The following is a 25116-nucleotide window of genomic DNA, read 5'->3' as shown; positions in this document are numbered from 1 at the left end:
CATGGTATTCCTTATACTTAAAAAGTACCCGGCCACTAAGTCCTCGTGAAACTCACCACTAAGTCCTCGTGAAACTCAGTGGCCAGGAGGTCAAAGACCTACGAAACACCAGGGATATATCCATTCATGATTATCTAATATTTATAGTTTCGGGTACAGAGCGTAAGAAGCACTTAGCCGATAAAATATTAAAAAACGATAATCATAAAATAATTACAATTAAAGTGTTGCCCCTTAAGTATTTAAGGGGTAATATTTCCTTTTTCTATTTTTTCTCCTATTATCTCTGTTCTTAATGCTGTGCTACTCTTGCAGAAGCATGCTAAACGGAGAATCAAAATGGCCGACTGGAATCCCTCTCTTTATCTGCAGTACGGCGCGGAAAGAACGCGTCCTGCCGCTGAACTGCTCGCCAGAATTCCTCTGGATGAGGTCTCCACCATCGCTGATTTAGGCTGCGGGCCGGGAAACAGCACCGCGCTGTTGAAGCATCGCTGGCCTTCGGCACGCGTTACCGGGGTCGACAACTCCCCTGCAATGCTCGAGGAAGCAAGAGCCGCATTGCCTGACTGCCATTTTGTTGAGGCCGATATCCGCCAGTACAAGCCTGGCCAACCGCTGAACCTGATTTATGCCAACGCTTCGCTGCAATGGGTTCCTGACCATTACGATCTCCTGCCTCATCTCGTTTCTTTACTCACGCTTAACGGCGTATTAGCAATCCAGATGCCTGACAACTGGCTTGAACCTACTCATGTGGCGATGCGCGAAGTGGCGCTGGAACAAGACTACCCTGACCGCGGCCGCGAACCTCTCCCGGGTGTGCATGCCTACTACGATATCTTGTCCGAGGCGGGCTGTGACGTGGATATCTGGCGGACAACCTATTTCCATAAAATGAGCTCGCACCAGGCCATTATTGACTGGGTAAGCGCCACCGGCTTGCGCCCGTGGCTCCAGGAACTGAACGAGAGCGAGCAGAAACGTTACCTGAAACGCTACCATGAACTGCTGGAAGAGCAGTATCCGCTCCAGGAAAATGGGCAGATACTGCTCGCTTTTCCGCGGCTGTTTATCGTGGCGCAACGCCAGCCCTGACGGGTTATGACCGGGCTTCTTTCAGCAGCTGCTGAATGACCTTTTCCTGTTGCGCATAATCTCCTTCGCCAAAGGCGGTATAGCGTAGCTGGCCTTTGGCATCGAAATAGTAATGCGCTGGCCAGTACTGGTTCCCGAAAGCGTTCCAGATTTGATAGTTATTATCAGTCACCACCCGGTACGGCAACTGCCATTTATTTACCGCGTTTTTCACCGAGGCGAGCGGTTTTTCCCAGGGATATTCCGGCGTGTGAACCCCAATCACGACCAGCCCCTGCGACTGATACTTCGTGGCCCAGTCCCGCACGTGCGGGAGCGTATGCTGACAGTTAATGCAATCCCAGGTCCAGAAATCAATCAAGACCACCTTCCCTCGCAAGGATTCAGACGTGACAGGGTCACCGTTAATCCACCCTGTCCCCCCGCTTAATGAAGGCAGCTGGCTGCTGGGCTCTGTCATCACGACCGGCTGGAGCTTCACCGGCGCGGCTGTGGGTTTCGCCAGCGTCAGGAGTGTTGTCTCCAGACGGTCCGCAACGCCGTTTGCTCCTGTCAGAAGCGAAGTCATTCCCGTCGCGTTAAATACGACAGCCGCCAGCATCGCCACGCCCGCCCCCTGCCGCAGCTTTTCCATCAGCGCCGATTTTGCTCTTAACGGCGCCATCAGCGTGCGGCCTCCTGAAACGAGCAGGCTCAGCATTAGCGCGCATCCGCTGCCGTAGGCCGCCAGCAGTGCGCCCGTCGTAATTGCCGAATTGCCCGCGATATTAATGCTGAAAATGGCGCCCAGTATGGGACCGGCGCAGGGAGACCAGAGCAGCCCCACCGCAAGCCCGGCCAGAAAAGCCGATGCCAGACCGCGCGTTTGCCCGCTTCGGGTGTTCAGGACATTTCCCGCGCTGACGGCCGGACCCGCAATACGCTGGGCGAATGACGGAAAAATTAAGGCCAGCGCGGCCGTGGCCAGAATAACGAGAGCGATCCAGCGCCCGACGATGGTTGCCTCTGCTATCCACTCGCTGGCGACGGTGACGGCCATCGCCACCAGGGTGAACATCACGATCATCCCCGCCAGCAGGGCCAGAATATGTCGTCGCTGTCCCTGAAAACCGGCGAAAAGGAGTGGGATAACCGGGAGCGTACATGGACTGAGCAGGCTTATCATCCCGCCCAGAAAAGCGATTACCAGAAACATAGACACCTCACAATACAAGTCCTGCGACGCTGCAGTGAGGCTATTTCATCGTGCGGATGTGTTCAGGATATGTGTAAAAACGCAGATTTTGTCTGGCTCTGTATCACCCGGGCCGGGAGATACAAAGCCGTACAATTAACGGCGCGGTAGCGTAATGGAGACATCCAGTCCGCCTCCGGCCCGGTTCGTCAGGTTGAGCTTTCCTTCCAGCTGAGCGGTGAGCTGCGCGGCAATCGCCAGTCCGAGTCCTGTTCCGCCGGTATCGCGGTTGCGCGATGTTTCCACCCGGTAAAACGGCTGTAATACCGCCTCAAGCTCGTCATCGGGTATTCCCGGTCCGCCGTCAGTGATATGAATCACCACCTCTTCGGAAGACGAATTATCAATGGCAATAACGGCATACCCACCGAACTTAAGGGCGTTATCCAGCAGGTTGGTCATCACCCGACGAAGCGCCTGCGGACGCGTAACGATCGGCAAGCGGGTATCGTTTGCCTGAAGCTGCACGTTTTTACCGATGTCCTGATAATCGCAGGCGATGCTGTTGACCCAGGCGTTCAGCTCCAGCTTCAGCGGGGTCTCTTCCAGGGATTCTGATGACCGGGCATACGCTATACCCTCGCGAACAAGACGCGTCATGCTATCGAGATCGTTCAGGAGCTTGTCGCGAAGTTCAGGTTCCCCTGCCATCTCGACGCGCAGCTTCATGCGGGTAATCGGCGTCTGAAGATCGTGAGAAATGGACGCCAGGATCTGCGCGCGCTCCCGGAGATAAGACTGAATGCGCGCCTGCATCGCGTTGAAGGCATGCGCTGCACGCTTCACCTCAAGCGGCCCTTTCTCCGTCATCGGCGTGCTGGCCGCCGGATCCAGCGAATCCACCGCGCGGGTAAATTGTGAAAAAGGCCGCACCACCTGCCGCACGGCAATCCAGCCGCACGCAGCCAGCAACAGCAGCTGCAGGATCAGCACTACGGGCAGCCAACTGGCGACCGGCGGCATGCGTGGGATCAGGTCAATGGTCAGCGGCGCGCCGTCGCGTAACGTCAGATGCGCCTGGATGTGTGAAACGGCACCGGGAACGGCGGTGAAGCTGAGCGGGTACTGTGTCGCAAGCGTCGCTTTTAAGGTTCGGATGGCGTCCTGCGAACGCTTATCCGTCGGCGCGTTGCCGGGCTCCCCCGGCCCCAGAATATAACGGTAGTTGCCCCGTTCGAGACGCGGAAGCCAGGCTGCGCGCTCGCTGGCCGGTAAGCGGTCTAAAATGGCGACGCTGGTTGCGACGTCGTTTTCCAGATTACCGAGCATCACCGTTCTGGCGCTGTGCATTCGTTCAATCATGACCAGCGTCAGGCTCAGGGCGTTGGCCAGCAGCAGGCCGGACAGCACGACGAGCAGCAAGCGGGCCAGCAGCGAGCGTGGCCAGAGCGTCATTCGTTAGCCTCTTTGATGGTGACCGGCATAGTAAAAACGTAGCCCTCGCTGCGCACGGTCTTGATATAGGCGGGCGTGCGGGCATCTTCATTCAGGCGCTGGCGGACCCGGCTAACCAGCAGATCGATAGAACGTTCAAACAGCTCGGCGTCTCGCCCCTGCGTCAGGTTGAGCAGCTGATCGCGGGTCAGCACCCGTTGAGGATGGTCAAGGAACACGCGCAGCAGGCGATACTCCGCCCCGCTGAGCGCGACGATCACCCCTTCCGGATCGATTAAGTGACGGGCAACGGTATCGAGCTGCCATTCACCGAACATCACCAGCCGCCCGGCTTCTGTCACCTGCAAATTGGGCGGCATCGTGCGAAAACGCCGTAAAATCGCTTTGATACGCGCCAGCAGTTCCCGGGCGACAAACGGCTTCACCACGTAGTCATCCGCGCCCATCTCCAGACCCAGGATCCTGTCCGTCTCCTCGTTGCGCGCCGTCAGCATCAGAATGGGCAGATCTTTGTATTTCCCGACGCGTAGCTCTCGACATAACGTAAGCCCGTCGTCGCCGGGCATCATGACATCCAGCACAACCAGGTCGATATGCTGTTTATCCAGCACGACGCGCATCTCTTTGCCGTTGGCCGCGCCCGTCGCGCGATAGCCAGACTTAACGAGATAATCGACAATCAGTTCACGAATATCCCTGTCGTCATCGACGACAAGGATATGATCAATATGCTCCACCGAAATCTCCAGACCGAAGGGTAACGTACTGAAAATAGCACATTTCAGAGCTTGTCCGCGTCAACGACGGCCTTGACGAAATCCTGCGGATCTTCCTGAGGCGGATTGTGCCCCACGTTTGCCCCGAAGGTGCGGTGCTCATATTTACCGGTAAATTTACCCGCGTAAGCCTGCGGAGCCGGATGCGGCGCACCGTTGTTCCCACCTTCGATGGTGATCGTTGGAACGGTGATATTCGGCAGCGTAGCGAGTTTTTGCTCGTAGCTATCGTATTTACGCTCGCCTTTTTCCAGCCCTAAACGCCAGCGATAGTTGCTGAGCGTCACCGCGACGTGATCCGGGTTATCGAGGGATTTGGCGCTGGCGTTGAAGACAGCATCGCTAAATTTCCAGTCAGGCGAGGCCTGAGACCAGATCAAACGGGCGAAGTCATGCGTGTTTTTGGCATAGCCTTCAGCACCGCGCGCGGTGGCGAAATAGAACTGATACCACCACTGCTGCTCCGCTTTTGGCGGCAGCGGCTGTTTGCCAATCTGCTGACTGCTGATGAGATACCCGCTCACCGACACCAGTGACTTAACGCGCTCTGGCCACAGCGCCGCAACGATATCCGCCGTACGAGCACCCCAGTCATATCCTGCAAATACCGCCTGCTTAATATTCAGGGCATCCATCAGGTTCACAATATCCTTCGCCATGGCTGAAGGCTGGCCGTTGCGCGGCGTTTTGGCAGACAGGAAGCGCGTGGTGCCGTAGCCGCGCAGAGAAGGCACAATCACCCGATAGCCTTTTGCCGCCAGCGCGGGCGCGACGTCAGCGTAGCTGTGAATATCGTAAGGCCAGCCGTGCAGTAAAATAACCGGCTGGCCGTTTTTCGGGCCGATGTCGACATAACCGACATTCAGATCGCCGGCGTTAATTTGCTGCGGATGATCAAAGGCTGCCGCGAAATTTGTGCCGGTGACTTCAGCCTGACAGGACATCACGGTGCCAAGAGAAACGGTCAGTGCGAGAGTTGAGTACGCGAGCTTGCTAAACATGTTGGTATCTCCGGTTGAGTACAGTTCACGGGGATATAACAACACGGCAATGTATAGCGGATATGTGCGAAAGCGGGTTTATTGCAAGCCTGTGTATGTACCAGCGATGCAGATACAGTGTGATACAAACCCAGGCCTTGTCACCTTAAAGGGTGATGCGATAGCGGACGTAATCGTCAGCTTGACCGTATTTGTCATAAAGTTTGCGCGCCGGGTTGTTCTCCCGGGTGACCCAGTACAGTTTTGACCACCCTTCGCGTTTGCCTTCCTCAATCAGAGCATCAATGAGCGCCTTACCGGCTCCCGCCCCGCGTTCGTCGGCATCAACAAACAGATCTTCCAGGTAGCAAACGGGGGCCGTTGACCAGGTTCCTTCGTGCAGAATGCACATCGCGAAACCGATGACCTTTTTATCCGTTTCTACCACGCGGCAAAACATCGAGGAATGCGCTGAGAGCGCCCTTTCCCATGTCGATGCGGTGACGGATTCCTCGAGGTAACAATCATAAAAATGGGTATAGCCATCCCACAGCGGTCGCCATTGGGAATAATCGTCTTCACGTAGAGGTCTTACCGTGACAGCCATGTGTTCCTCACATTACAAGTCGATCGCCATTTCAAAACAGCGTAAATCAGCCCCTGCCATACGCGAGTGATGATAGTTTTCGCGCAGCGTGACAAACCCCAGCTTCTGATAAAACGACTGGGCATTAGGGGTTGCATCCAGCCTCAGGCGGGTTATCCCCCGGCTACGGGCTTCATTTTTGAGCGCCTCGATAATTCGGGTCGCCATGCCTTTACCGAATGCCGCGGGCAAGGTGAATATCGCCTCCAGACAGTGGGTATCCAGATCCAGATAGCCGGTCGCCGCAACGTCGCCCGTTTCATCTTCCACCACGTAAAAAGGGTATTCAATGACCATCTGCCGATAGTGTTCGGGCATGAGATCCGGCGTCCAGCGCGCAATGACGTCGGCGTCGTAACTGGTTTTACAGCCGTGACGAATCGCCTGATTGCGAATATTCCAGAGTATTTCGGCTTCCTGTGGGTTGGCCCGTCTTAATGTCATGCTGACCTCTGCAATTGTTAGTAGTATGTGAAAAGAGCTCGCTGGGATAGAGTGCCGTAAAGATGAAAATACCAGAACGCAAACAAAAGCATAACGCTTAAATATGGAGATCCGCGGATGACGATACCGACGCTCACGACAGAACGCTTATTGCTAAAACCGCTGGTTGCCGAAGATGCGGCCCAGATACAAAAGCGTTATCCGCGCTGGGAGATCGTCCGCTATATGGTCTCTTCCGTGCCCTGGCCCTACCCGGATAACGGCGCGGAAAACTATGTCAACAACGTGGCGCTGCCGGATATGGCAAAAGGGATCGCCTGGTTCTGGAGCATCCGTCGTCGCGAGGTGCCGGATGAGTTGATGGGTATTATCTGTTTGTATGACGTCGAAGATAACAACCGTGGATTCTGGTTGGCCCCGGAGTTTCAGGGCCAGGGATACATGCGCGAGGCCAGCATTGCCGCGACGGATTACTGGTTCAATACGCTAAACAAACCCGTATTACGCGCCCCGAAAGCCACCGCCAACAGCCGCTCCCGGCGTATTTCAGACAGTAGCGGCATGCGGCTTATCAGGACGGAAAAGAAAGCCTACGTCAGCGGCATGCTGGATTCCGAACTGTGGGAGATCACCCGCGACGAGTGGAACGCCCGTCAGGTCAGCTGATAATACTTATCCGGCATCAGCCTTTCAGGAATGTTCTCTTCATCGTTCATCTGCAGCAGATCGCGTTCCATCATGTTGCAGATGGCGTCCAGCGGCAGATCGTTATCTTCTGTGCCGAACGGGTCTTCCAGCTCTTCTGCCAGGGTGTCCAGCGAGATAAAGGTGTAGGAGATCAGCGCCGAGACAAACGGCGTCATGTAGTGCAGATCTACAACCAGCGCGAACGGCAGCATGATGCAGAACAGATAGACCGTGCGGTGCAAAATCAGCGTATAGGCAAACGGCACCGGCGTAGTCGCAATGCGCTCGCAGCCGGAGAGGACGATGGACATATCGTTCAGACGGTTGTTAAGGCTGTGGAACAGGATGTCTGAAAGCTGCCCGTTACGCCGCCGCACGGCCAGCCACTCCCCCATGATCAGTAAAATGCGGTTCGCCGGCGAGTTGGCGCTCATCACGTGACGTAAATCGTCCGGAGCAAGATAGCGAGAGAGCTGTTCGGCGTTCAGGTCCCGGCGGAGGGTCATGCGCAGGCAGTTGGCAAAAGCTATCTGCAGGCGGACAAATTCCCCCAGGTGCTTATCGTCAGGCAAGGTGTTTTTCACCTCGCGAAACAGCGAGCGTGCCGCTATCATCAACTGCCCCCAAAGCAGGCGAGCCTCAACGTAGCGCGAATAACAGGCGTTGTTTCTGAAACCGAGAAAGATAGCGATCGCCACGCCGAGAATGCTAAATGGCGCCACGGTAAATTTGATGCCCAGCGAGGTATACCACGGCAGCATCAGGATAACGGCGATTGAAAGCAGGAAGTTCAGCAGCAGTCGGGTGTAAATTTTGGGAAGTACCGAGCCGTGCCAGACAAAAATCAGTTGTAGCCAGTGCTGTTTAGGACGAACAATCATAGTGAGTTTCAGGAAGGAAAAGAGCGTGGCTATTAAACGTGATCTCCCTCACGGTTGCAAGCATGTTAACGGGACATTGAATTTTATGACCTGCTTAGCGATAACCGCACGGTGCTGCATGCGGTTTTAAAAAAAGAGCATATAGTATGTTGTAACTAAAATAAGATGTAATTAAACCCGGCCGAAGCCGGGTAACGTCATTAGCAAAGGGGGTTCACCGCTGCGCGCATTCCCTTCAGGAGAATGGCGTCAAGATCCAGGGTCACCTGGTCGACAAGCCCGGTGTTCTGCGTGAGATCCTGTTCCCAGTGCTCGCTCACGCTCAGTACGGACTGCACCAGCTCACGGGTGCTCAACTGCTGGTCGCGATGCTGTGCCCACAGCTGCTGATAACGTTCCAGCCAGAATGCATCATCCTGCACCGGATAGTTCTCCCCGTTACGCTCCCCGCGGTAAAACGCTATCAGTGCAGCCAGCGCGAACGTCAGACGTGCAGGCAATTGTCCGCTTGCGTTCTGCCCTGCCAGCAGCTGCGGCAGGATGCGGGTGCGATATTTGGTCATACCGTTAAGCGCGATGGAAAGCAGCTGGTGTCTGATGTAAGGGTTGCGAAAACGCCCTGTTACCGCGCTGGCAAAAGATTCCAGCTCGTCACGCGGCAGATCGAGAACCGGAATGATCTCCTGATAAATCGCTTTTTCGACAAACGCGCAGATCTCTGCATCATTCATCGCCTCGCCTACCGTCTCTAACCCAGCCTGGAATGCCACCGGCACCAGCGCCGTATGCGCGCCGTTCAGGATAGCGACTTTGCGCTCTTTGTACGGCCTGATGTCGTTGACTATCAGCACATTCAATGGGTATTTATCCAGACGAAGTTCCTGAGCAAGGGATGCCGGCCCCTGGATAACGAACAGATAGAAATGTTCAGCCGTATCCAGGAAACCATCGTGATAACCCAGCTCAGCCTCCAGCGTGGCCGCTTCGTCGCGCGGATAACCGGTCACGATACGGTCAACCAGCGTCGAGCAGAAGCTGTTTGCCTCGTTAAGCCACTGGATAAAGGCGGCAGGCAGCGCCCACTCCCGGGCATAACGCAGGACAAGTTCACGCAGCGCATCACCGTTGTAGTCAATCAGCTCGCACGGAATGATGATCCAGCCTTTATCCGCTGCACCGTTGAAGTGGCTATAACGCTCAAACAGCAGTCGCGTCAGCTTCGCCGGGTAGCTCACCGCAGGGGCATCGGCGAATCGGTCACCCGCGTGGTAGCTGATACCCGCTTCGGTGGTGTTCGAGAAAACAAAGCGCATGTCCGGATTGTGCGCCAGTTTCAGGAACGCATCATACTGGCCGTAGACGTCGATCTCCCGGTTAACCGAGCGGATAAGACGGCTCTCACTCACCGCTTCACCCTGCCCGTTCAGGCCGCGAATGATAGTGGTATAGAGACCATCCTGAGTGTTCAGCGACGGCGGGAAGTCGCTCTGAATAGGACGGACGATAACCACACCGGCGTTAAGATCGGTATGTTCATTTAGCAGGTCAATTTGCCAGTCAACAAACGCACGCAGGAAGTTGCCTTCACCAAACTGAATAATGCGTTCCGGGTATTGAGCACCGGGAAAATCACGACGGTTGAGCGTGTTCACAAGAGGGTTCCTTTATGATTAGTCATACAGCCTGATAAGATTGGTCCGATAACTTATCAAAACTTAACGACCAGAAACCCTGTTTTGATCAATCCACAGCGTAGTTGTACAAAATAATCATAAGAACTTATAGAACACGGACGTGGCCGTCATGGCGCCGTCCGGCATCAGGGCATAGCGCGGGATCTCCCCCACCTTTTGCCAGCCGGCACGCTGGTAGAACGTCTCGGCGCCGCTGCCGGTGGAGGTATCGAGCACCAGAACCGAAATATCTCTGGCCCGGGCCTCCGCTTCAAGCGCTTCCATCAAGGCCATCGCGGCACCTTTGCGGCGGGCTTTCTCGTGAACCAGCAGCTTCGCCACATCGGCGCGATGCGGCTGGTTTTCCGGCTGGTCGACGATCAGCTGCACCGTACCGATGACGCCGTCCTGCGGGTCGACACAGGCCAGCACCAGACGCTCGTTGCGCCCTACGCTTTCAGCGATGCCGCGCCAGAACGAACGAGCCTTATCCAGACTAAAGGGAAGCATAAAGCTGACGGATGCCCCGCCGTTCACACAGTTTTCGAGGATCCCGGCCAGCGCATCAAGATGGGTGAGAATGTCGTCTCGGGTGAGGTTTTTGATTTGCAGTGAGGTATTCATTGTTTTTCCTTACGTTGAATACCGTCACTGTGCATTTAACATCTTCTTAACGCAAACGGATCGGACATACGCTTTTGTTATGTTACCGGGAGCGCTGTCGCTGCTGTTTCATGGCATACATCTTTTCATCGGCCTCTTTTAACCACTGCTGCAGGTCGTTGCCGTTATGATCGAATTCACTGAGCCCCCACGAGAAATGGAGCGACCAGGGATGTAGCTTGCGGGCGTTATAGTTTTCTACCTGCTCGGCAAGATACTGCATGGCAATCCAGGCGCCCTGCTCATCCGTATCCGCGAACAGCACGGCGAACTCGTCCCCGCCAAAACGAACCAGCAGATCCGCTTCGCGGAAAGAGGCGCGCATCAGCTGCGCCATCGCTTTCAGCGCCTTATCCCCCTCTTCATGCCCGAAGCGATCGTTAATTTCCTTAAAGCGATCCAAATCCAGCCAGCCGAGCGTGAGCGGCTCAGCGCGACGCCGGGCAACGGAAAGCGTGAACCGCACGAGCTGATTAAAGCCCCGACGGTTGAATAACCCGGTTAATTCATCCGTGGTCGCCGCGCTGATGGCAGCAAATTCGTCTTCCGCCAGCGCGCCAAGGTCCCCCAGCACGGCGAGGTCGGCGGCAGAAAACTCGCGGGGGGCGTAATCAATTAGGCACAGCGAGCCAACGCTTGCGCCGTCGCGCAGGCGCAGCGGGAAGCCCGCGTAAAAACGCACGCGAGGCTCACCGGCCACCAGTGGGTTATCCGCAAAGCGATCGTCCTGAAGCATATCCCCCACCACCAGCGGCGCTTCGGTGAGGATCGTATGCCCGCAAAATGAGATATTACGCGGAACGCTGCCGGGCGCCTGACCGTCAGCCGACTTCACGATTAGCGAATGCTCATCAATGAGATTGACCATCGCCAGCGGCACCTGGAAGAAGCGTTTTGCCAGACGCGTTAAGCGGTCAAACGCCGGGGAACTGTCGATCTCAAGCAGACCTGATTCTCGTAGCGAGTTGAGTCTGTCTGTTTCATTTTCAGGGGTTGCAGGTGCTTTCATAATGTCTCCTGACGTAAAGCGTTACTAAAAGCGTAGCTTAAACAGAGACATTGTCAGTGTTCTGACATCCTGTTAAGCCGCTTACTATTCACGTCAATGCCTTATGACGATTAACGCAGCTATGTTTCACTCCCGGAGGGCGCGGCAATCTGCTCGTCCGCCACCCGGGCGCTGGTACGGTTTCGACCCGCTTTTTTGGAACGATAGAGATGATCGTCCGCTTCGGCCATGAGCTTGTTGAAGACCTCGGTCAGCTGCCAGGACTCGGCCTTTCCGCTGCCGAGGCCAATGCTGACCGTCAGATAGAGCGTCTGGTGACGCCATGTAAAAGGATGGCCGGCAACGGTGGATCGGATACGTTCAGCCAGTTCAAAACCGTGCTGCGCGTCGCCTGAATTGACCACCACGGCGAACTCTTCCCCGCCCATGCGCGCCACCATGCCGTTTTCGCCAACCACCTGCTGAACCTGTCGGGCAAACGACGCCAGCACGCGGTCTCCGCACTCGTGGCCGTAGTTATCATTAATGCTTTTAAAGTAATCAATATCCAGCAGCATGACGGTCAGAAAACGCGTGTGCCGGTACGTCTCTTCATGCTTTAACGCCTCGTAAAGCCCGGAACGCGAGTAGACGTGCGTTAAAAAGTCATAATCCGCCCTCAGCGAAACCTGACGGATCAGGGAATTAATCGCCGCCATGCTGACGGAAACCATCACCGGGCAGATCGCCATCGTGGCGATCCCCAGCCGGGCTGAAAACATCATTGGCGTCGTAAACGGCGTCGCCACGGCAATATTAATGATCGAGTTGGCGACCAGAATGATTTCAGTGGCCCCCGTGATAAACGTCAGCAGACAGGTCGCAAGCAACGAGTAGCGAACCGCACACCAGATAAGCGCAGGCAGAGGAAACGAGAGGCTCCCCGCTCCGCCAATCACCACCGACGCGATCACCGAGACGATCAGCGCAATTACCGGCAGCAGCTGCTCCAGACGGAGCCTGAGTTCACGCCCGGGCATACGCAACGTGAGCATACAGGGCACAACAAGCACGCCGGTTGAGAACTGCTCGCTAAACCAGTCGGCAAATAGCGGCCAGAAAGTATGACTGTCAATCCCGACCGACCCTACCGCGCCGAGCAAGGCGCAAAGCAGCGCGGCAATCAGACAGTAGTTAAACAGGCGTAGCGCGTTAAGCGGATCGGGGGTTTTCTTCATCAGCCGCTTGTCGCGCTGAACCAGCACGGCGACGACGACGATAAAGATCATGTTTGACAGGTTGATCACCACGGAGGCCATACCCCAGTTGGTCGTAACCGCGTCGTACAACAGCATCGCGACATAACATACCGCGTAGTAATGCAGGCGATTCAGGTAAACATAGCGGGCGAATATCCCTGCCATGACGCCATTCAGCGGCCAGAACAGCGACAGGGCCTCAACGAGCCGTAATTCCGCGCCCACAAAATAGAATAAGGTGGTGAGGATGAAGATCGTCGCTGCATTTCGCAGCGGCGTATCAACCTGGAACGGCCTGAAAGCGGTAAGAGCAGAACGCATTAAATATCATTCCATATGAAAGCTTATGGCAATTATTGCGGTCGTCAGCATGATCGGGACTAACTTGGGATGCATCTATAACACAAATACCACGGGAGCATAACTCGTCAAATTTAGGCGTTCATCTGCAGCACCAGCCAGTGGTGGATGACGCTGACGATATAATTTTGTTGCGGCGCCGTGAGCGTTACGCCCTGTGGAATGTTATGCCATTTTGCCAGACAGCCCCGGCAACAGGTGGCGGTGGCATGCTGGGCGATAAACACCGGATGACCGCGCATGGGCGTCTGCTTACCGTCGTTTGCGGGGTGCGCGGGCGCAAGGCGCTTTTCGACAAAATCCGCGGCGTGCCGATCAATGGTTTCGGGGCCTTTGTCCCAGCAGTACTGTCGTTCCTTATCGCCCAGGCGAAAGCGCGAGCGAAATGTCGATCGCGCCAGGCGGGAAAAGAGAGGATCCAGATCGGACATCAGTATACGGAACGTCCCAGGCGCTGGGTCAGTTTCTCCAGAACCGCCACGCCGGCAAGCGAATTTCCCGTTTCATCCAGTTCCGGGCTCCAGACGGCTATCGCCATTTCATGCGGCACAATCGCCACGACCCCGCCGCCGACGCCCGATTTAGCCGGAAGCCCAACGCGCCAGGCAAACTCGCCGGCGTTTTGATACATCCCGCTCGTGGCCATCAGCGCGTTAACCTGCCGGGCCTGAAGCGGAGAAACCACCTCCTGATCGAGATGCGGCGCGTGCCCCTGGTGCGCAAGGAACAGGAACGTCTGGGCCAGCTCAACGCAGCTCATTTTCAGGGCGCAGTAATGGAAGTAGTTTTGCAGCACGGTCGCCACGTCGTTGTGGAAATTACCGAAGGATTTCATCAGCCACGCGATAGCCGCGTTACGGGCGGAGTGTTCAAACTCCGAGCGTGCCACCACCGCATCATAGGCAATATCGTCAACGCCCGAGAGCTGGCGAACAATCTCCAGCATTCGCTGGCGCGGTGCGCTGAGGCGACTTTGCAGCATATCGCAGACCACCAGCGCCCCGGCATTGATAAAGGGATTTCGCGGTTTACCCTGTTCAATCTCGAGCTGAAGCAGCGAGTTAAAAGGCTGGCCGGAAGGATCTTTACCGACACGCTGCCAGATCTCTTCTTCTTCATACTGGCGCATCGCCGCAACCAGACTAAGCACTTTCGAAATGGACTGAATGGAAAAACGCTCAGCCGCATCGCCTGCCTGGTATCGCTGTCCGTCAATGGTACAGATAGCAATCCCCAGCTTGTTCCCGCTCACCGAGGCAAGGGCCGGAATATAGTCGGCAACCTTCCCCTTTCCAATTAACGGACGAACCTGCGCCAGAATCTCGTCCAACATCTCATTATGGATGACCGCAGCCACACTTTGCTCCTTGCCCTCAGGCTAAAACGGGCTGCGAGTATAACAGAGGCTTATGTATTGCGTCAGGCGCTAAGACGAAAACGCGAAACGGCCTGCAATAAAAGATCGGATTGCTTTTGCAGCCGCTCAGAGGCATCCGAGGCGTCTAAGACCAGCAGGTCCGTCTGACGGGAGACCTGATTCAGCGCCTGAAGCTGGCGCGTCATCTGGTGAATACTGTCTCCCTGGCTGAGCGTGGCGGTTGAGATCTCATTAAGCAAACTGCTTAAATTGCCCACCAGGCCGGTGACCTGCTGCAGATTCTCTTCCATCAGGGTAACGGCGCGGGAACCGTCTTCAATGCCCTGCAGCGAGCGGTTAATAAGCTCCTGAATGGTCTGCGTCGAGTGGCTGCTTTTTCTGGCCAGAAGCCCGACTTCCCGGGCGACGACGGCAAAGCCGCGCCCCTGGTTTCCGGCATGGGCCGCCTCGATGGCGGCATTCAGCGCCAGGATGTTGGTCTGAAACGCCACGCTGTCGATCATCGCCACGATCCCGCGCATCTCAGAAGATCGGTCGACGATCGCCTGCATGGACGCATTCACGGTCGACATCATCCGGTCGCCGCCCACGGCCGCCTGACGCGCCTCATCGGCCCGCGAGCTGGCGAGCCTGGCATAGCCGGTATTCCCTTCCACATGGCTTTCCAGCGCCGCGATATGCGCCGTCACATCCTCAAGCTCTTTCGCCTGGCGCGCTGACTGCTGATACAGCTTCTGGTTACCCTGCACAAGGGAGTCAATGTTCTCCACCATCGTCGCGGTGGCATGGCTGACCTGCGTCACCAGCTGCTGCAGACCGTGCTGCATCGTCGCAATACTGTCGCTAAGCTGACCTATCTCCCGGTTAAAGCGCATGACGGTCGGCGGCGTGCCGGAGAGATCCCCTGCCGCCAGCCGGTTAATATGCGCAATCAACCGACGCAGCGGCGTAATCACCCATCTGGACATGCCGAACCAGACGACAACCGCGATGGCGAGCAGCAGCACCGGCGCAAACAGGAACAACGTTTGCAGGCCGGAGAGCTGCGCCATTAGGCTCTGACGCCCCTGCATGGCCTGCTTCTCGCTTGCCTGCTGATAGCGCGCATAGTTGTCGTTAAAATCAGACTGAAACGCCTGAGCCGGTACGGCAAAAAACGCGTCGATGGTGTTGGTCTTAATCAGACCTTCAGCCTGCTCGTTGATCGCGCCGTAAAAAAGCTGATAGCTGTTCACCAGGGCGTCGTCTTTCGGCGGATTCAGCGCCAGCCAGGCCTTCCACGCCTGCTGAGAAACCGCCAGCGCCTTTTGCGCATCGTCCATCAGGCTGTGCCAGCTCCCGTCGGAGCCGGTCTCTTTATCCTGCATAAACCAGACGCCGGAGCGGTTAAGCAGGTCGCTTGCCGCCAGCAGGGAAACGCGGGCCAGATCCAGCTTGCTCTGCTGCTGCCAGGCCAGCAGGTTTTGCTGCTCGTTGCGCTGGGCGTCGTTCAGGGAGGCGTTAAGCAGGAATGAGGAGGAGAGCTGCAGCGCGGAGAAAAGGCCAATAATGCAAAAGATACCCGTCAGCAGGCCAAAGTGACGAGGGGTGAGACGCTGCGCAATACGACAAAAAATTTGCGTTAGGTTCATAATTATCTTCATTAACAATGCGTTAGACGCGAGCGAGTCTACGAAATGAAAATGACAGAACCATTGCAGATAAATGACAACGGCCCTCGTGGTGAGGGCCGAAATCACAGGCGGGCAATAAATTACACGCGATCCTTCCAGACCGTCTGCACGTTGCAGAACTCGTGCAAACCAAAGTGGGAAAGCTCGCGGCCAAAGCCGCTTTTCTTCACGCCGCCGAAAGCCACGCGCGCGTCGCTGGCGCTAAAGCCGTTGATAAACACCCCGCCGCACTCCAGTTCGCGGGAGAATTTATCCGCAAGCGCCGCGTCAGCGGTAAAGACGGTGGCGGACAGGCCAAAGTCGCTGTCGTTGGCAAGCGTCAGGGCGTGCGCCGCGTCTTTCGCAACAGTAATGGCCGCGACCGGACCAAACAGTTCCTGGCGGAACGCCGTCATCGACGGGGTGACGTTGGCCAGCACGGTTGGCGCGTAGTAATTGCCCTCTCCGCTGATTTTCTCTCCGCCCAGCAGCAGCGTTGCCCCTTCGGCCAGGGTGGCCTGCACCTGCTGATGCAACTCATCGCGCAGGTCATAACGCGCCATCGGGCCCAGGTAGTTCTCTTCTGCTTCCGGCGCGCCCATCTTTAACGCGGCGACGGCGTCGACGAAGCGGCGGGTAAAGGTATCCGCAATCCCCTCTTCCACAATGAAGCGTTTGGCCGCCGCGCACACCTGCCCGGTATTCTGGTAGCGCCCCGCCACCGCCGCCTTCACGGCGAGATCCAGGTCGGCATCGTTAAGTACGATAAACGGGTCGGAGCCGCCCAGCTCAAGAACGCATTTTTTCAGCGCGGCTCCTGCCTGCGCGCCAATGGCCGCACCGGCACGCACGCTGCCGGTGACGGTCACGGCCGCAATACGGCGATCGTTAATCGCCAGGCTTACGCCGTCATTGGTGGCGTTAACCCAGCCGAATACGCCTTCAGGGAAACCGGCATCCGCAAAGATCTGCCCAATAAGTTCCGCAGAGCCGAGCACGTTTGGCGCATGCTTAAGCAGATAGCTGTTACCTGCCAGCAGAATGGGCACCGCGCCGCGCAGCACCTGCCAGAGCGGGAAGTTCCATGGCATTACCGCGAGAATCGGTCCCAGAGGACGGTATTCAATAACCGCGTTGTGGTTTTCCACCAGCGTAGGCTCCGCACGCAGCATCGCCGGGCCGTGCCCGGCATACCAGTCGCACAGAGCTGCTGATTTTGCCACTTCCGCCCGCGCCTGCAGGATGGGTTTCCCCATTTCACGGGAGATCGTCTGCGCCATCTCTTCCGCGCGGTTTCGCAGCGCGGCGCCGAGATCCAGGAGCTTCTGCGCCCGGTGGGACACACTTTCGCGTCGCCACTGGCGATACCCCGCGTCAGACTGAGCAATCGCGCGTTCAACCTCTTCCGGTGTCGCCCAGGGATACGCAGCGAGGGTTTCTCCCGTTGCCGGGTTAACGGACAGGGCATGTGTAGCAGATGAATATTTCATGATGTTCTCCACGCATTTCGGTTGATTCATTGTGGCTCACTCTGCTATTTCTTAAAAATGAATAATACTAACCACCTTATTCACGAAACGAGAATGCTATGGACCTAACCCAGCTTGAAATGTTTAACGCCGTTGCGCTGACGGGCAGCATCACCCAGGCGGCGCAGAAGGTGCATCGCGTGCCGTCTAACCTAACGACCCGCATCCGCCAGCTGGAAGCCGATCTTGGCGTTGAGCTGTTTATTCGTGAGAACCAGCGTTTGCGCCTATCTCCCGCCGGACATAACTTCCTGCGCTACAGCAGGCAGATCCTCGCCCTGGTGGATGAAGCGCGCATGGTCGTCGCGGGTGATGAGCCGCAGGGGCTATTTGCCCTCGGCGCGCTGGAAAGCACCGCCGCGGTGCGCATTCCCGAAACGCTGGCGCAGTTTAACCAGCGCTATCCGCGCATCCAGTTTGCCCTTTCTACCGGGCCATCCGGGACGATGATTGATGGCGTGCTGGAGGGAACCCTCAGCGCCGCCTTTGTCGACGGGCCGCTGTCGCACCCGGAGCTGGAGGGGATGCCGGTCTACCGGGAAGAGATGATGCTGGTCACGCCTGCCGGGCACGCCGAGGTCGCCCGCGCCACGCAGGTTAGCGGCAGCGACGTTTACGCTTTTCGCGCGAACTGCTCGTACCGTCGACATCTGGAAAGCTGGTTTCATGCGGACAGAGCCACGCCCGGCCGCATTCATGAGATGGAGTCCTATCACGGCATGCTCGCCTGCGTCATTGCGGGCGCGGGCATCGCGCTGATGCCGCGCTCGATGCTGGAGAGTATGCCGGGACATCATCAGGTTGAAGCCTGGCCGCTGGCGGAAAACTGGCGCTGGCTTACAACCTGGCTGGTGTGGCGGCGCGGAGCGATGACCCGCCAGCTGGAAGCTTTTATAGCGCTGCTAAACGAACGTCTTCAACCAGCGCCTTCTCCATAAACAGGCTGAGCGGATCGTCAGCGTACGGGGCAAACGCCGGACGCAAATCGTACCCGCACTGCTCGTACAGGCGAACCGCGGCGCGCTGTTTGATGCCCGTCTCCAGCCTTACCGTGTGGCAATGGCGGCTCAGGGCTTCATCTTCCAGGGCGGCCAGCAGCGTCTCGCCGAGATGCTGCCCGCGATGGGCCGGATCGATATAGACCCGCTTCATCTCCCCCGTTCCGTCGCCGTTGAGCACGATGGCTCCGCAGCCTACGGCGTGCAGCTGCTGGTCACGAATGACCATCAGGATCAGCGAGGCTTCCGGCAGCGCGGACAGGTCGAGCAGATGATTGCTTTCGGCGGGATAGAGTTCGCTCTGATAGCGGTCAAGCGCCGCGATCAGGTTGAGAATGTCCGGATGACGTGCAGATTCAGAGGTAATGGAATACATGGCAGGCTCCTTGCTGTTTTTATATCAACATAGCTCAGGCCTGCCGGGGTGGTTCATAGTATTAACTTATAGCGCGTCACTCAGCTAGCGCAGGAAAATTCGCCCTTTCAGATACAGCGTAGCCTGGCCGCCAATCAGCACGCGGTCGCCCTTCAGCTCGCAGCGCAGATCCCCGCCACGGTATGACACCTGGCGGGCATTGAGTGACGTTTTGCCCAGCTTTTCGCTCCAGTAAGGGATCAGCATGCTATGGGCGGATCCGGTGACCGGATCCTCCGGCACCCCTTCGCCAGGGCAGAAGAAGCGGCTGACGAAGTCATATTCTTCTCCCGGCGCCGTCACGCAGACCATTTTATCCAGCGGAAGCATGGCCCCAATATCCGGCGTTAACGCTTCCACCTGCTGCTGGCTCTCCAGCACCACCATGTAATCGCGTCCGACGCGCACCTCTTTCGCCTCCGTGATGCCCAGCGCGCTAAACAGCACCTCAGGTGGGTTTTCGACGACTTCCGTCGACCACGCGGGGAAGTTCAGCGTCAGCCAGTCGCCGCTGCGCTTGACGGTCAGCTCGCCCACGAAGCGCGTGGTGAAGGTGATTTCGGTATGCGGATAATCAAGGTATTCGAAAATGACGTGCGATGCGGCAAGCGTAGCGTGACCGCACAGGTTAATTTCATCCAGCGTGGTGAACCAGCGCAGCTCAAACCCGCCGTCGGTGCGCACGAAAAAGGCGGTCTCAGACTGGTTATGCTGTTGCGCCATTTTGAGCAGCGTTTCGTCCGGCAGCCACTCTTCCAGAGGACATACCGCTGCGGCGTTGCCGCCAAAGGTTTTATCGCTGAAGGCATCAACCAGATAAAAATCAATTTCCTGCATTGTCTCTTCCTCTCTTGTTATGGGTTTTTAGCGCAGAAAAACTGTGCCTTTCAGATAAAGCGTGGCCTGCCCGCTCATCAGCACGCGCGAACCTTTCAGCTCACAGCGCACATCGCCGCCGCGCGCTGAAACCTGACGGGCGAACATCGTGGTTTTGCCCAGCTTTTCACTCCAGTAGGGGATCAGCATGGTGTGCGCGGAGCCGGTGACCGGATCTTCCGGGACGGAAACGCCCGGTGAGAAAAAGCGGCTGAAAAAATCATATTCCCCCTCACCGCGCGCCGTAACGCTCACCTTATGCTCGCCCGGCGTCATCGCCGAGAAGCGTGGCGCAAGCGCTTCAACCTGCTGGCGATTTTCCAGAACGATCAGCCATGCGCGCCCTTTACGGGCTTCAACGTAGCGGCTGATACCCAGCGCCGAGAGCATCTCCGGCGGGGGTGTCTCTTCATGGGTTGGACATGCCGGGAAGTCCAGCGTCATCCACTCCCCCTCCCGGCTGACGGTGAGGCGGCCAGAGGCGGTTTCAAAGTGGATCCGCGAATCCGGGTAATCCAGCTCGGTAAACAGCACGTGCGCGGCCGCCAGCGTAGCGTGGCCGCAGAGATTGACTTCGGTAAGCGTGGTAAACCAGCGTAGCTCAATGCCCCCTTTACTGCAGACGAAAAAAGCCGTTTCCGACTGATTATGCTGCTGCGCCATTTTCAGCAAGGTCTCATCGGGTAACCATTCCTTGAGCGGGCAAACGGCGGCCGGATTGCCGCCAAACGAGGTGTCGCTGAACGCATCTACCAGATAAAAATCAATCTCCTGCATTGTCTTACCGCCTGTTTTTATTGTGTTGTTCTTTTATATTCAATGAAAACGGCGTTCCCGGCTACCGCTTTCATAAGGTAAATATTGAGATCTGCGTCACATAATGGTTGAGTTTTCGCCGTTCGACGTTTTAAGATCGTCTCCTCTTCTTTTCAGCAACGAATCTCCGACATCCCTATGACAACGAACACAGTTTCCCGCAGGGTTGCGTGGCTACGCGTGGTCACGCTGGCCATCGCCGCGTTTATTTTTAACACCACAGAATTTGTTCCGGTTGGGCTGTTGTCTGACATCGCTGAAAGTTTCCAGATGGAAACGGCCCAGGTGGGCATTATGTTGACCATCTACGCCTGGGTAGTGGCGCTGATGTCCTTGCCGTTTATGCTGCTGACCAGCCAGATGGAGCGGCGCAGGCTGCTGATCAGCCTGTTTGTGCTGTTCATCGCCAGCCATGTTCTGTCGTTTATGGCGTGGAATTTTACGGTGCTGGTCATTAGCCGCATCGGCATTGCCTTTGCCCATGCGGTGTTCTGGTCGATCACCGCGTCGCTGGCTATTCGACTCGCGCCAGCGGGTAAACGCGCCCAGGCGCTGAGCCTGATTGCCACCGGTACCGCACTGGCGATGGTGCTGGGTCTGCCGATTGGCCGCATCGTAGGGCAATACTTCGGCTGGCGTACGACGTTCTTCGCCATTGGTATGGGCGCGCTGGTTACGCTGGTATGCCTGATTAAGCTGCTCCCCGCGCTGCCGAGCGAGCATTCCGGCTCGCTGAAAAGCCTGCCGCTGCTGATGCGTCGCCCGGCGCTGCTGGGTATCTACCTGCTTACCGTTATTGTGGTGACGGCCCATTACACGGCATACAGCTACATTGAACCCTTTGTTCAGGTGGTGGCGGGCTTTAGCGCCAACTTTGCCACCGTCCTGCTGTTGATCCTCGGCGGAGCGGGCATTATTGGCAGCGTGCTGTTCGGTAAGCTGGGTAACCGGCATGCGTCAACGCTGGTGAGCTGCGCTATCGGTCTGCTGCTGGCCTGCCTGCTGCTGCTGATGCCTGCCGCAGGCAGTGAAAGCCATCTGGCGATCCTCAGCCTGTTCTGGGGCGTGGCGATCATGATTATTGGTCTGGGCATGCAGGTGAAGGTCCTGGCCCTGGCGCCGGATGCAACGGACGTCGCCATGTCGCTTTTCTCAGGGATTTTCAATCTGGGGATTGGCGCGGGCGCGCTGGTGGGAAATCAGGTAATACTGCACGTATCGATGTCGGCGATTGGCTATCTGGGCGCCATTCCGGCCCTGATGGCGCTGGTCTGGTCAGTACTCATCTTCCGTAAATGGCCGGTGGCGCTGGAGGAACAGGGTCAGCACGGGTAAGCCTTCTTGCCGGGCGGCGGCTTCGCCTTACCCGGCAATCACATCAATGATAGGTCTTAATAATTTCCAGCACGCCGTTAATAATAAACTGCACGCCCATACAGACCAGCAGGAAGCCCATCAGACGGGAAATCGCCTCGATACCGCCCTTGCCTACCCAGCGCATAATGGCCCCAGAACTGCGCAGCGACGCCCACACGATAACCCCGATAATCGCAAAAATCAGCGGTGGCGCAACCGTCAGCACCCAGTCCGGGAAGGTTGCGCTGTCACGCACCGTTGAGGCGGAGCTGATGATCATCGCGATCGTACCCGGCCCCGCCGTGCTCGGCATGGCAATCGGCACAAAGGCGATATTGGCACTCGGCTCGGTTTCCAGCTCTTCCGATTTGCTGGCCGCTTCCGGCGACTCATGCGCTTTTTGCGCCGGGAACAGCATGCGGAAACCGATAAAGGCCACAATCAGCCCCCCGGCGATACGCAGGCCGGGGATGGAAATCCCGAAGGTGTTCATCACCACCTGTCCGGCGTAGTAAGCCACCATCATGATGGCAAACACATACACCGAGGCCATCATCGACTGATGGTTGCGCTCGGCGCTGTTCATATTCCCTGCCAGCCCGAGGAACAGCGCCACCGTCGTTAACGGGTTAGCCAACGGCAGCAAGACCACCAGCCCAAGGCTGATTGCTTTTATTAAATCCAACATAGTGCGTTGTCGTCCTTATCCATATTTAACACAGCAATTATAGGGTGAAAGTGTGACATTGAGCCATGGGTGCAACGCAACGATTATTTCCGTCCTGGAAAGATAACTGACAGTTATCTATATGATTTGAAAGACCTCAAAAAAAGTTCATGAAACGTTTTAGCAATTCGTGGCATCGGCTGACTCATTCAGTTGACTTATACTTGCCTGAGCAATAATATCTGCCGTGACTAACTACTTGCCAGGGCAACCATTGTGAAAAGCACCAGTGATATCTTTAACGACGTTGTTCCGCTGGGTCGTCTTATTCATATGGTAAATCAGAAAAAAGATCGCCTGCTCAACGACTATCTGTCACCGCTGGATATCACCGCAACACAGTTCAAAGTGCTGTGTTCCATTCGCTGCGAAGTGTGTATTACACCGGTTGAGCTTAAAAAGGTGCTCTCTGTCGATCTGGGCGCGTTAACCCGCATGCTGGATCGTCTCGTCTGCAAAGGATGGATAGAACGAAGCCCTAACCCGAATGACAAACGCGGCGTACTGGTAAAGCTGACCAGCGATGGCGCGGCCATGTGCGAGCAATGTCATCAATTAGTAGGACAAACACTGCATCAGGAACTAACAAAAAACTTAACGGCAGATGAAGTGGCAACCCTTGAGCTTCTGCTCAAAAAAATACTGCCGTAAACAGAAAAAGAGGTATGACGATGTCCAGACGCAATACTGACGCTATCACCATTCATAGCATTTTGGACTGGATCGAAGATAACCTGGAATCGCCGCTCTCCCTTGAAAAAGTGTCAGAGCGTTCAGGTTACTCCAAATGGCACCTGCAACGGATGTTCAAAAAAGAGACCGGTCATTCATTAGGTCAATACATTCGCAGCCGCAAGCTGACGGAAATTGCCCAGAAACTGAAAGAAAGCAATGAGCCGATCCTTTATCTGGCGGAGCGTTACGGATTTGAATCGCAACAGACCCTGACGCGTACGTTCAAGAACTATTTTGACGTGCCGCCTCATAAGTATCGAATCACCAGCGTGCCGGGCGAATCCCGATACCTGTATCCGTTAAAACACTGTAGTTAATCATCGCCTGTAACAGACGTAACCGAGGAAATCATGAAAGTTACCGCCTCCGCCGCCCTCGCCTTGCTGGTGCTGTTCTCCAGCCAGACCTTCGCGGAGCAAACCCCTCGTGCAACGCAGCAAAATAATCCTGATACGATGATTTTGCCGTCAGCACATGACCAGTCGCCTTATGATTTCAACCATATGGGTGCTGGTAGCGACAAATCCGACGAATTAGGCGTGCCTTATTATAATCAGCACGGCCTCTGATTCGTTTTTGCCCCGCAGACGCGGGGCTTTTTTTATGCCTTTTCGCTTACCCGCGTCGCCCGACGAACCCGCAGACCAAACACGTTAATGTACAGCCCGGCCATGATCAGCACGGCGCCAAACAGCTGTAGCGCGCTCAGCGTTTCATCCAGCAAGAGTGCCGCACTGGCAAGCCCCACTACCGGCACCAGCAGGGATAACGGCGCCACGCGCCAGGTTTCATAACGCCCCAGCAGCGATCCCCAAATCCCGTAGCCCACAATGGTGGCGACAAAGGCCAGATAGACAAGAGAAAGGATTGTGGTCAGATCGATCTCGACCAGACTGTTCAGCATTACATCCGGACCATCCAGAATAAACGACGCCGCCAGAAACGGGATTATCGGGATCAGCGCGCTCCAGACAACCAGGGACATCACCGCCGGGCGCGCCTCGTGCTGCATAATCAGCTTGTTGAAGATATTCCCGCAGGCCCAGCTCAGCCCCGCCGCCAGCGTCAGCATAAAGCCGAGCAGCGCCACATCCTGGCCGTTCAGGCTGGCTTCAATAAGCACCAGCACGCCAAACACCGCCAGCGTAATGCCCGCCAGCTGTTTTCCCTGTAAACGTTCGCCAAACACGAAGGCGCCGAGAATAATGGTAAAGAACGCCTGCGCCTGCAGCACCAGCGAGGCCAGACCGGCCGGCATCCCGAACTTGATGGCGCAGAAGAGAAACGCGAACTGGCCAAAGCTGATGGTCAGACCGTAGCCCAGCAGCAGTTTAAAGGGGATCTTTGGACGCGCCACAAAGAAGATGGCCGGGAATGCGACCAGCAGAAAACGCAAACCGGCCAGCATCAGCGGCGGCATGTTGTGCAACCCCAGCTTGATGACCACAAAATTGAGCCCCCATACTACGACCACCAGCAACGCCAGCAGCCCGTCTTTACGCGTCATACCCTGCCCCTGAATTATTAATTATTTGTTAACAGTTCAAGGT

General features: G+C 56.5%; 27 protein-coding genes. 7 read left to right on the top strand and 20 right to left on the bottom strand.

Going from position 1 to position 25116, the window contains the following annotated elements; translation table 11 throughout:
* Positions 1 to 339 precede the first annotated feature (339 nt).
* Positions 340 to 1098: a trans-aconitate 2-methyltransferase gene (gene tam, locus HB664_RS13975; RefSeq protein ID WP_219939644.1), complete on the top strand. Its 759-nt coding sequence runs from the start codon at positions 340 to 342 to the stop codon at positions 1096 to 1098.
* Between the two features lie 4 nt (positions 1099 to 1102).
* Here tam and HB664_RS13970 read toward each other — a convergent pair whose 3' ends face one another.
* From HB664_RS13970 to HB664_RS13945, 6 genes are all read right to left on the bottom strand, one after another.
* The gene (locus tag HB664_RS13970) at positions 1103 to 2293 is read right to left on the bottom strand and encodes a cytochrome c biogenesis protein/redoxin (RefSeq protein ID WP_219939643.1); all 1191 of its coding nucleotides are present in this window, start codon (positions 2291 to 2293) and stop codon (positions 1103 to 1105) included.
* Positions 2294 to 2428: 135 nt separating this feature from the next.
* Positions 2429 to 3727 carry an ATP-binding protein gene (locus HB664_RS13965; protein WP_219939642.1) on the bottom strand — a complete coding sequence of 433 codons (1299 nt, stop codon included), beginning with the start codon at positions 3725 to 3727 and terminating at the stop codon, positions 2429 to 2431.
* A complete protein-coding gene (locus tag HB664_RS13960; protein ID WP_033145553.1) occupies positions 3724 to 4464 on the bottom strand; it encodes a response regulator in 741 nt (246 codons plus the stop codon). Before HB664_RS13960 ends, HB664_RS13965 begins: the two co-directional genes overlap by 4 nt.
* A 44-nt stretch (positions 4465 to 4508) precedes the next feature.
* Complete coding sequence (locus tag HB664_RS13955) at positions 4509 to 5504, bottom strand: alpha/beta fold hydrolase (RefSeq protein WP_219939641.1); 996 nt, start codon at positions 5502 to 5504, stop codon at positions 4509 to 4511.
* Between the two features lie 145 nt (positions 5505 to 5649).
* Positions 5650 to 6090, bottom strand: coding sequence for a GNAT family N-acetyltransferase (locus tag HB664_RS13950; RefSeq protein ID WP_182931996.1), 441 nt, complete (start codon positions 6088 to 6090; stop codon positions 5650 to 5652).
* A gap of 12 nt (positions 6091 to 6102) precedes the next feature.
* Positions 6103 to 6573, bottom strand: a complete 471-nt coding sequence (locus HB664_RS13945; RefSeq protein ID WP_045888368.1) for a GNAT family N-acetyltransferase — start codon at positions 6571 to 6573, stop codon at positions 6103 to 6105.
* 117 nt (positions 6574 to 6690) lie between these two features.
* On the opposite strand from HB664_RS13945, the gene HB664_RS13940 reads away from it, so the two are divergent.
* A complete protein-coding gene (locus HB664_RS13940) occupies positions 6691 to 7239 on the top strand; it encodes a GNAT family N-acetyltransferase (protein WP_033145547.1) in 549 nt (182 codons plus the stop codon).
* Here HB664_RS13940 and HB664_RS13935 read toward each other — a convergent pair.
* The 9 genes from HB664_RS13935 to sad all read right to left on the bottom strand — a co-directional run bounded on the left by HB664_RS13935 (position 7227) and on the right by sad (position 17604).
* Positions 7227 to 8141, bottom strand: coding sequence for a bestrophin family protein (locus HB664_RS13935; protein ID WP_033145546.1), 915 nt, complete (start codon positions 8139 to 8141; stop codon positions 7227 to 7229). The two genes, HB664_RS13940 and HB664_RS13935, sit on opposite strands and share 13 nt — an antisense overlap.
* Before the next feature lie 200 nt (positions 8142 to 8341).
* Positions 8342 to 9793 (bottom strand): tagaturonate reductase, encoded by a 1452-nt coding sequence (locus HB664_RS13930; protein ID WP_219939640.1) that lies wholly within the window; start codon positions 9791 to 9793, stop codon positions 8342 to 8344.
* A gap of 117 nt (positions 9794 to 9910) precedes the next feature.
* Positions 9911 to 10438 (bottom strand): GNAT family N-acetyltransferase, encoded by a 528-nt coding sequence (locus HB664_RS13925; protein ID WP_033145544.1) that lies wholly within the window; start codon positions 10436 to 10438, stop codon positions 9911 to 9913.
* Between the two features lie 82 nt (positions 10439 to 10520).
* Positions 10521 to 11486, bottom strand: a complete 966-nt coding sequence (locus tag HB664_RS13920; protein WP_039262472.1) for a sensor domain-containing diguanylate cyclase — start codon at positions 11484 to 11486, stop codon at positions 10521 to 10523.
* Positions 11487 to 11605: 119 nt separating this feature from the next.
* Entirely contained in the window at positions 11606 to 13045 is a 1440-nt protein-coding gene (locus tag HB664_RS13915) for a GGDEF domain-containing protein (protein ID WP_219939639.1), read from the bottom strand.
* A gap of 113 nt (positions 13046 to 13158) precedes the next feature.
* Entirely contained in the window at positions 13159 to 13515 is a 357-nt protein-coding gene (locus tag HB664_RS13910) for a DUF4186 domain-containing protein (RefSeq protein ID WP_047060875.1), read from the bottom strand.
* Positions 13515 to 14417, bottom strand: coding sequence for a glutaminase B (glsB, locus tag HB664_RS13905; protein ID WP_198922118.1), 903 nt, complete (start codon positions 14415 to 14417; stop codon positions 13515 to 13517). The genes HB664_RS13910 and glsB overlap by 1 nt, the downstream gene beginning before the upstream one ends.
* Before the next feature lie 86 nt (positions 14418 to 14503).
* Positions 14504 to 16093, bottom strand: a complete 1590-nt coding sequence (locus HB664_RS13900; RefSeq protein ID WP_219939638.1) for a methyl-accepting chemotaxis protein — start codon at positions 16091 to 16093, stop codon at positions 14504 to 14506.
* A gap of 122 nt (positions 16094 to 16215) precedes the next feature.
* The gene (gene sad, locus HB664_RS13895) at positions 16216 to 17604 is read right to left on the bottom strand and encodes a succinate-semialdehyde dehydrogenase (protein WP_219939637.1); all 1389 of its coding nucleotides are present in this window, start codon (positions 17602 to 17604) and stop codon (positions 16216 to 16218) included.
* Between the two features lie 98 nt (positions 17605 to 17702).
* On the opposite strand from sad, the gene HB664_RS13890 reads away from it, so the two are divergent.
* Complete coding sequence (locus HB664_RS13890; RefSeq protein ID WP_033145537.1) at positions 17703 to 18581, top strand: LysR family transcriptional regulator; 879 nt, start codon at positions 17703 to 17705, stop codon at positions 18579 to 18581.
* Here the strand turns inward: HB664_RS13890 and HB664_RS13885 are convergent.
* The 3 genes from HB664_RS13885 to HB664_RS13875 all read right to left on the bottom strand — a co-directional run bounded on the left by HB664_RS13885 (position 18535) and on the right by HB664_RS13875 (position 20709).
* Complete coding sequence (locus HB664_RS13885; protein WP_029741250.1) at positions 18535 to 19017, bottom strand: GNAT family N-acetyltransferase; 483 nt, start codon at positions 19015 to 19017, stop codon at positions 18535 to 18537. The genes HB664_RS13890 and HB664_RS13885 overlap by 47 nt on opposite strands.
* 84 nt (positions 19018 to 19101) lie before the next feature.
* Positions 19102 to 19893 (bottom strand): PhzF family phenazine biosynthesis protein, encoded by a 792-nt coding sequence (locus tag HB664_RS13880; protein WP_063441495.1) that lies wholly within the window; start codon positions 19891 to 19893, stop codon positions 19102 to 19104.
* Between the two features lie 27 nt (positions 19894 to 19920).
* Complete coding sequence (locus HB664_RS13875) at positions 19921 to 20709, bottom strand: PhzF family phenazine biosynthesis protein (RefSeq protein WP_219939636.1); 789 nt, start codon at positions 20707 to 20709, stop codon at positions 19921 to 19923.
* A gap of 177 nt (positions 20710 to 20886) precedes the next feature.
* Between HB664_RS13875 and HB664_RS13870 the strand changes: the two genes are divergently transcribed.
* A complete protein-coding gene (locus HB664_RS13870) occupies positions 20887 to 22083 on the top strand; it encodes a sugar transporter (RefSeq protein WP_219939635.1) in 1197 nt (398 codons plus the stop codon).
* A 43-nt stretch (positions 22084 to 22126) separates the two neighbouring features.
* On the opposite strand, the gene HB664_RS13865 is transcribed toward HB664_RS13870, so the two are convergent.
* Positions 22127 to 22792 (bottom strand): MarC family NAAT transporter, encoded by a 666-nt coding sequence (locus HB664_RS13865; protein ID WP_023311775.1) that lies wholly within the window; start codon positions 22790 to 22792, stop codon positions 22127 to 22129.
* A gap of 255 nt (positions 22793 to 23047) precedes the next feature.
* Between HB664_RS13865 and marR the strand changes: the two genes are divergently transcribed.
* From marR to marB, 3 genes are read left to right on the top strand one after another with little or no spacing between them, the layout of a single operon-like run.
* A complete protein-coding gene (gene marR, locus HB664_RS13860) occupies positions 23048 to 23482 on the top strand; it encodes a multiple antibiotic resistance transcriptional regulator MarR (protein WP_008502236.1) in 435 nt (144 codons plus the stop codon).
* 20 nt (positions 23483 to 23502) lie between these two features.
* On the top strand, positions 23503 to 23883 hold the full coding sequence (gene marA, locus HB664_RS13855) for an MDR efflux pump AcrAB transcriptional activator MarA (protein WP_008502237.1): 381 nt from the start codon (positions 23503 to 23505) through the stop codon (positions 23881 to 23883).
* 33 nt (positions 23884 to 23916) lie between these two features.
* Positions 23917 to 24135: a multiple antibiotic resistance protein MarB gene (marB, locus tag HB664_RS13850; protein WP_029741246.1), complete on the top strand. Its 219-nt coding sequence runs from the start codon at positions 23917 to 23919 to the stop codon at positions 24133 to 24135.
* Positions 24136 to 24167: 32 nt separating this feature from the next.
* Here the strand turns inward: marB and eamA are convergent, their stop codons facing one another.
* On the bottom strand, positions 24168 to 25073 hold the full coding sequence (eamA, locus tag HB664_RS13845; RefSeq protein WP_167819203.1) for an O-acetylserine/cysteine exporter: 906 nt from the start codon (positions 25071 to 25073) through the stop codon (positions 24168 to 24170).
* Between the last annotated feature and the right edge of the window lie 43 nt (positions 25074 to 25116).

The organism is Enterobacter sp. DNB-S2, from assembly GCF_019443845.1.
GTDB lineage: Bacteria > Pseudomonadota > Gammaproteobacteria > Enterobacterales > Enterobacteriaceae > Enterobacter > Enterobacter asburiae_B.
This window is presented reverse-complemented; position numbering and strand designations above follow the sequence as displayed.

Excerpts from the sequence above, each read along its gene's own strand:
- HB664_RS13925 (WP_033145544.1), bottom strand. The coding sequence starts at position 10,438 with ATGAATACCTCACTGCAAATCAAAAACCTCACCCGAGACGACATTCTC.
- sad (WP_219939637.1), bottom strand. The coding sequence starts at position 17,604 with ATGAAATATTCATCTGCTACACATGCCCTGTCCGTTAACCCGGCAACG.
- HB664_RS13885 (WP_029741250.1), bottom strand. The coding sequence starts at position 19,017 with ATGTATTCCATTACCTCTGAATCTGCACGTCATCCGGACATTCTCAAC.
- HB664_RS13890 (WP_033145537.1), top strand. The coding sequence starts at position 17,703 with ATGGACCTAACCCAGCTTGAAATGTTTAACGCCGTTGCGCTGACGGGC.
- HB664_RS13955 (WP_219939641.1), bottom strand. The coding sequence starts at position 5,504 with ATGTTTAGCAAGCTCGCGTACTCAACTCTCGCACTGACCGTTTCTCTT.
- marA (WP_008502237.1), top strand. The coding sequence starts at position 23,503 with ATGTCCAGACGCAATACTGACGCTATCACCATTCATAGCATTTTGGAC.
- HB664_RS13870 (WP_219939635.1), top strand. The coding sequence starts at position 20,887 with ATGACAACGAACACAGTTTCCCGCAGGGTTGCGTGGCTACGCGTGGTC.
- HB664_RS13900 (WP_219939638.1), bottom strand. The coding sequence starts at position 16,093 with ATGAACCTAACGCAAATTTTTTGTCGTATTGCGCAGCGTCTCACCCCT.
- tam (WP_219939644.1), top strand. The coding sequence starts at position 340 with ATGGCCGACTGGAATCCCTCTCTTTATCTGCAGTACGGCGCGGAAAGA.
- HB664_RS13880 (WP_063441495.1), bottom strand. The coding sequence starts at position 19,893 with ATGCAGGAAATTGATTTTTATCTGGTTGATGCCTTCAGCGATAAAACC.
- HB664_RS13965 (WP_219939642.1), bottom strand. The coding sequence starts at position 3,727 with ATGACGCTCTGGCCACGCTCGCTGCTGGCCCGCTTGCTGCTCGTCGTG.
- HB664_RS13875 (WP_219939636.1), bottom strand. The coding sequence starts at position 20,709 with ATGCAGGAGATTGATTTTTATCTGGTAGATGCGTTCAGCGACACCTCG.
- HB664_RS13915 (WP_219939639.1), bottom strand. The coding sequence starts at position 13,045 with ATGCGTTCTGCTCTTACCGCTTTCAGGCCGTTCCAGGTTGATACGCCG.
- eamA (WP_167819203.1), bottom strand. The coding sequence starts at position 25,073 with ATGACGCGTAAAGACGGGCTGCTGGCGTTGCTGGTGGTCGTAGTATGG.
- HB664_RS13935 (WP_033145546.1), bottom strand. The coding sequence starts at position 8,141 with ATGATTGTTCGTCCTAAACAGCACTGGCTACAACTGATTTTTGTCTGG.
- marB (WP_029741246.1), top strand. The coding sequence starts at position 23,917 with ATGAAAGTTACCGCCTCCGCCGCCCTCGCCTTGCTGGTGCTGTTCTCC.
- HB664_RS13970 (WP_219939643.1), bottom strand. The coding sequence starts at position 2,293 with ATGTTTCTGGTAATCGCTTTTCTGGGCGGGATGATAAGCCTGCTCAGT.
- HB664_RS13865 (WP_023311775.1), bottom strand. The coding sequence starts at position 22,792 with ATGTTGGATTTAATAAAAGCAATCAGCCTTGGGCTGGTGGTCTTGCTG.
- HB664_RS13910 (WP_047060875.1), bottom strand. The coding sequence starts at position 13,515 with ATGTCCGATCTGGATCCTCTCTTTTCCCGCCTGGCGCGATCGACATTT.
- HB664_RS13920 (WP_039262472.1), bottom strand. The coding sequence starts at position 11,486 with ATGAAAGCACCTGCAACCCCTGAAAATGAAACAGACAGACTCAACTCG.
- glsB (WP_198922118.1), bottom strand. The coding sequence starts at position 14,417 with ATGTTGGACGAGATTCTGGCGCAGGTTCGTCCGTTAATTGGAAAGGGG.
- HB664_RS13940 (WP_033145547.1), top strand. The coding sequence starts at position 6,691 with ATGACGATACCGACGCTCACGACAGAACGCTTATTGCTAAAACCGCTG.
- HB664_RS13945 (WP_045888368.1), bottom strand. The coding sequence starts at position 6,573 with ATGACATTAAGACGGGCCAACCCACAGGAAGCCGAAATACTCTGGAAT.
- HB664_RS13950 (WP_182931996.1), bottom strand. The coding sequence starts at position 6,090 with ATGGCTGTCACGGTAAGACCTCTACGTGAAGACGATTATTCCCAATGG.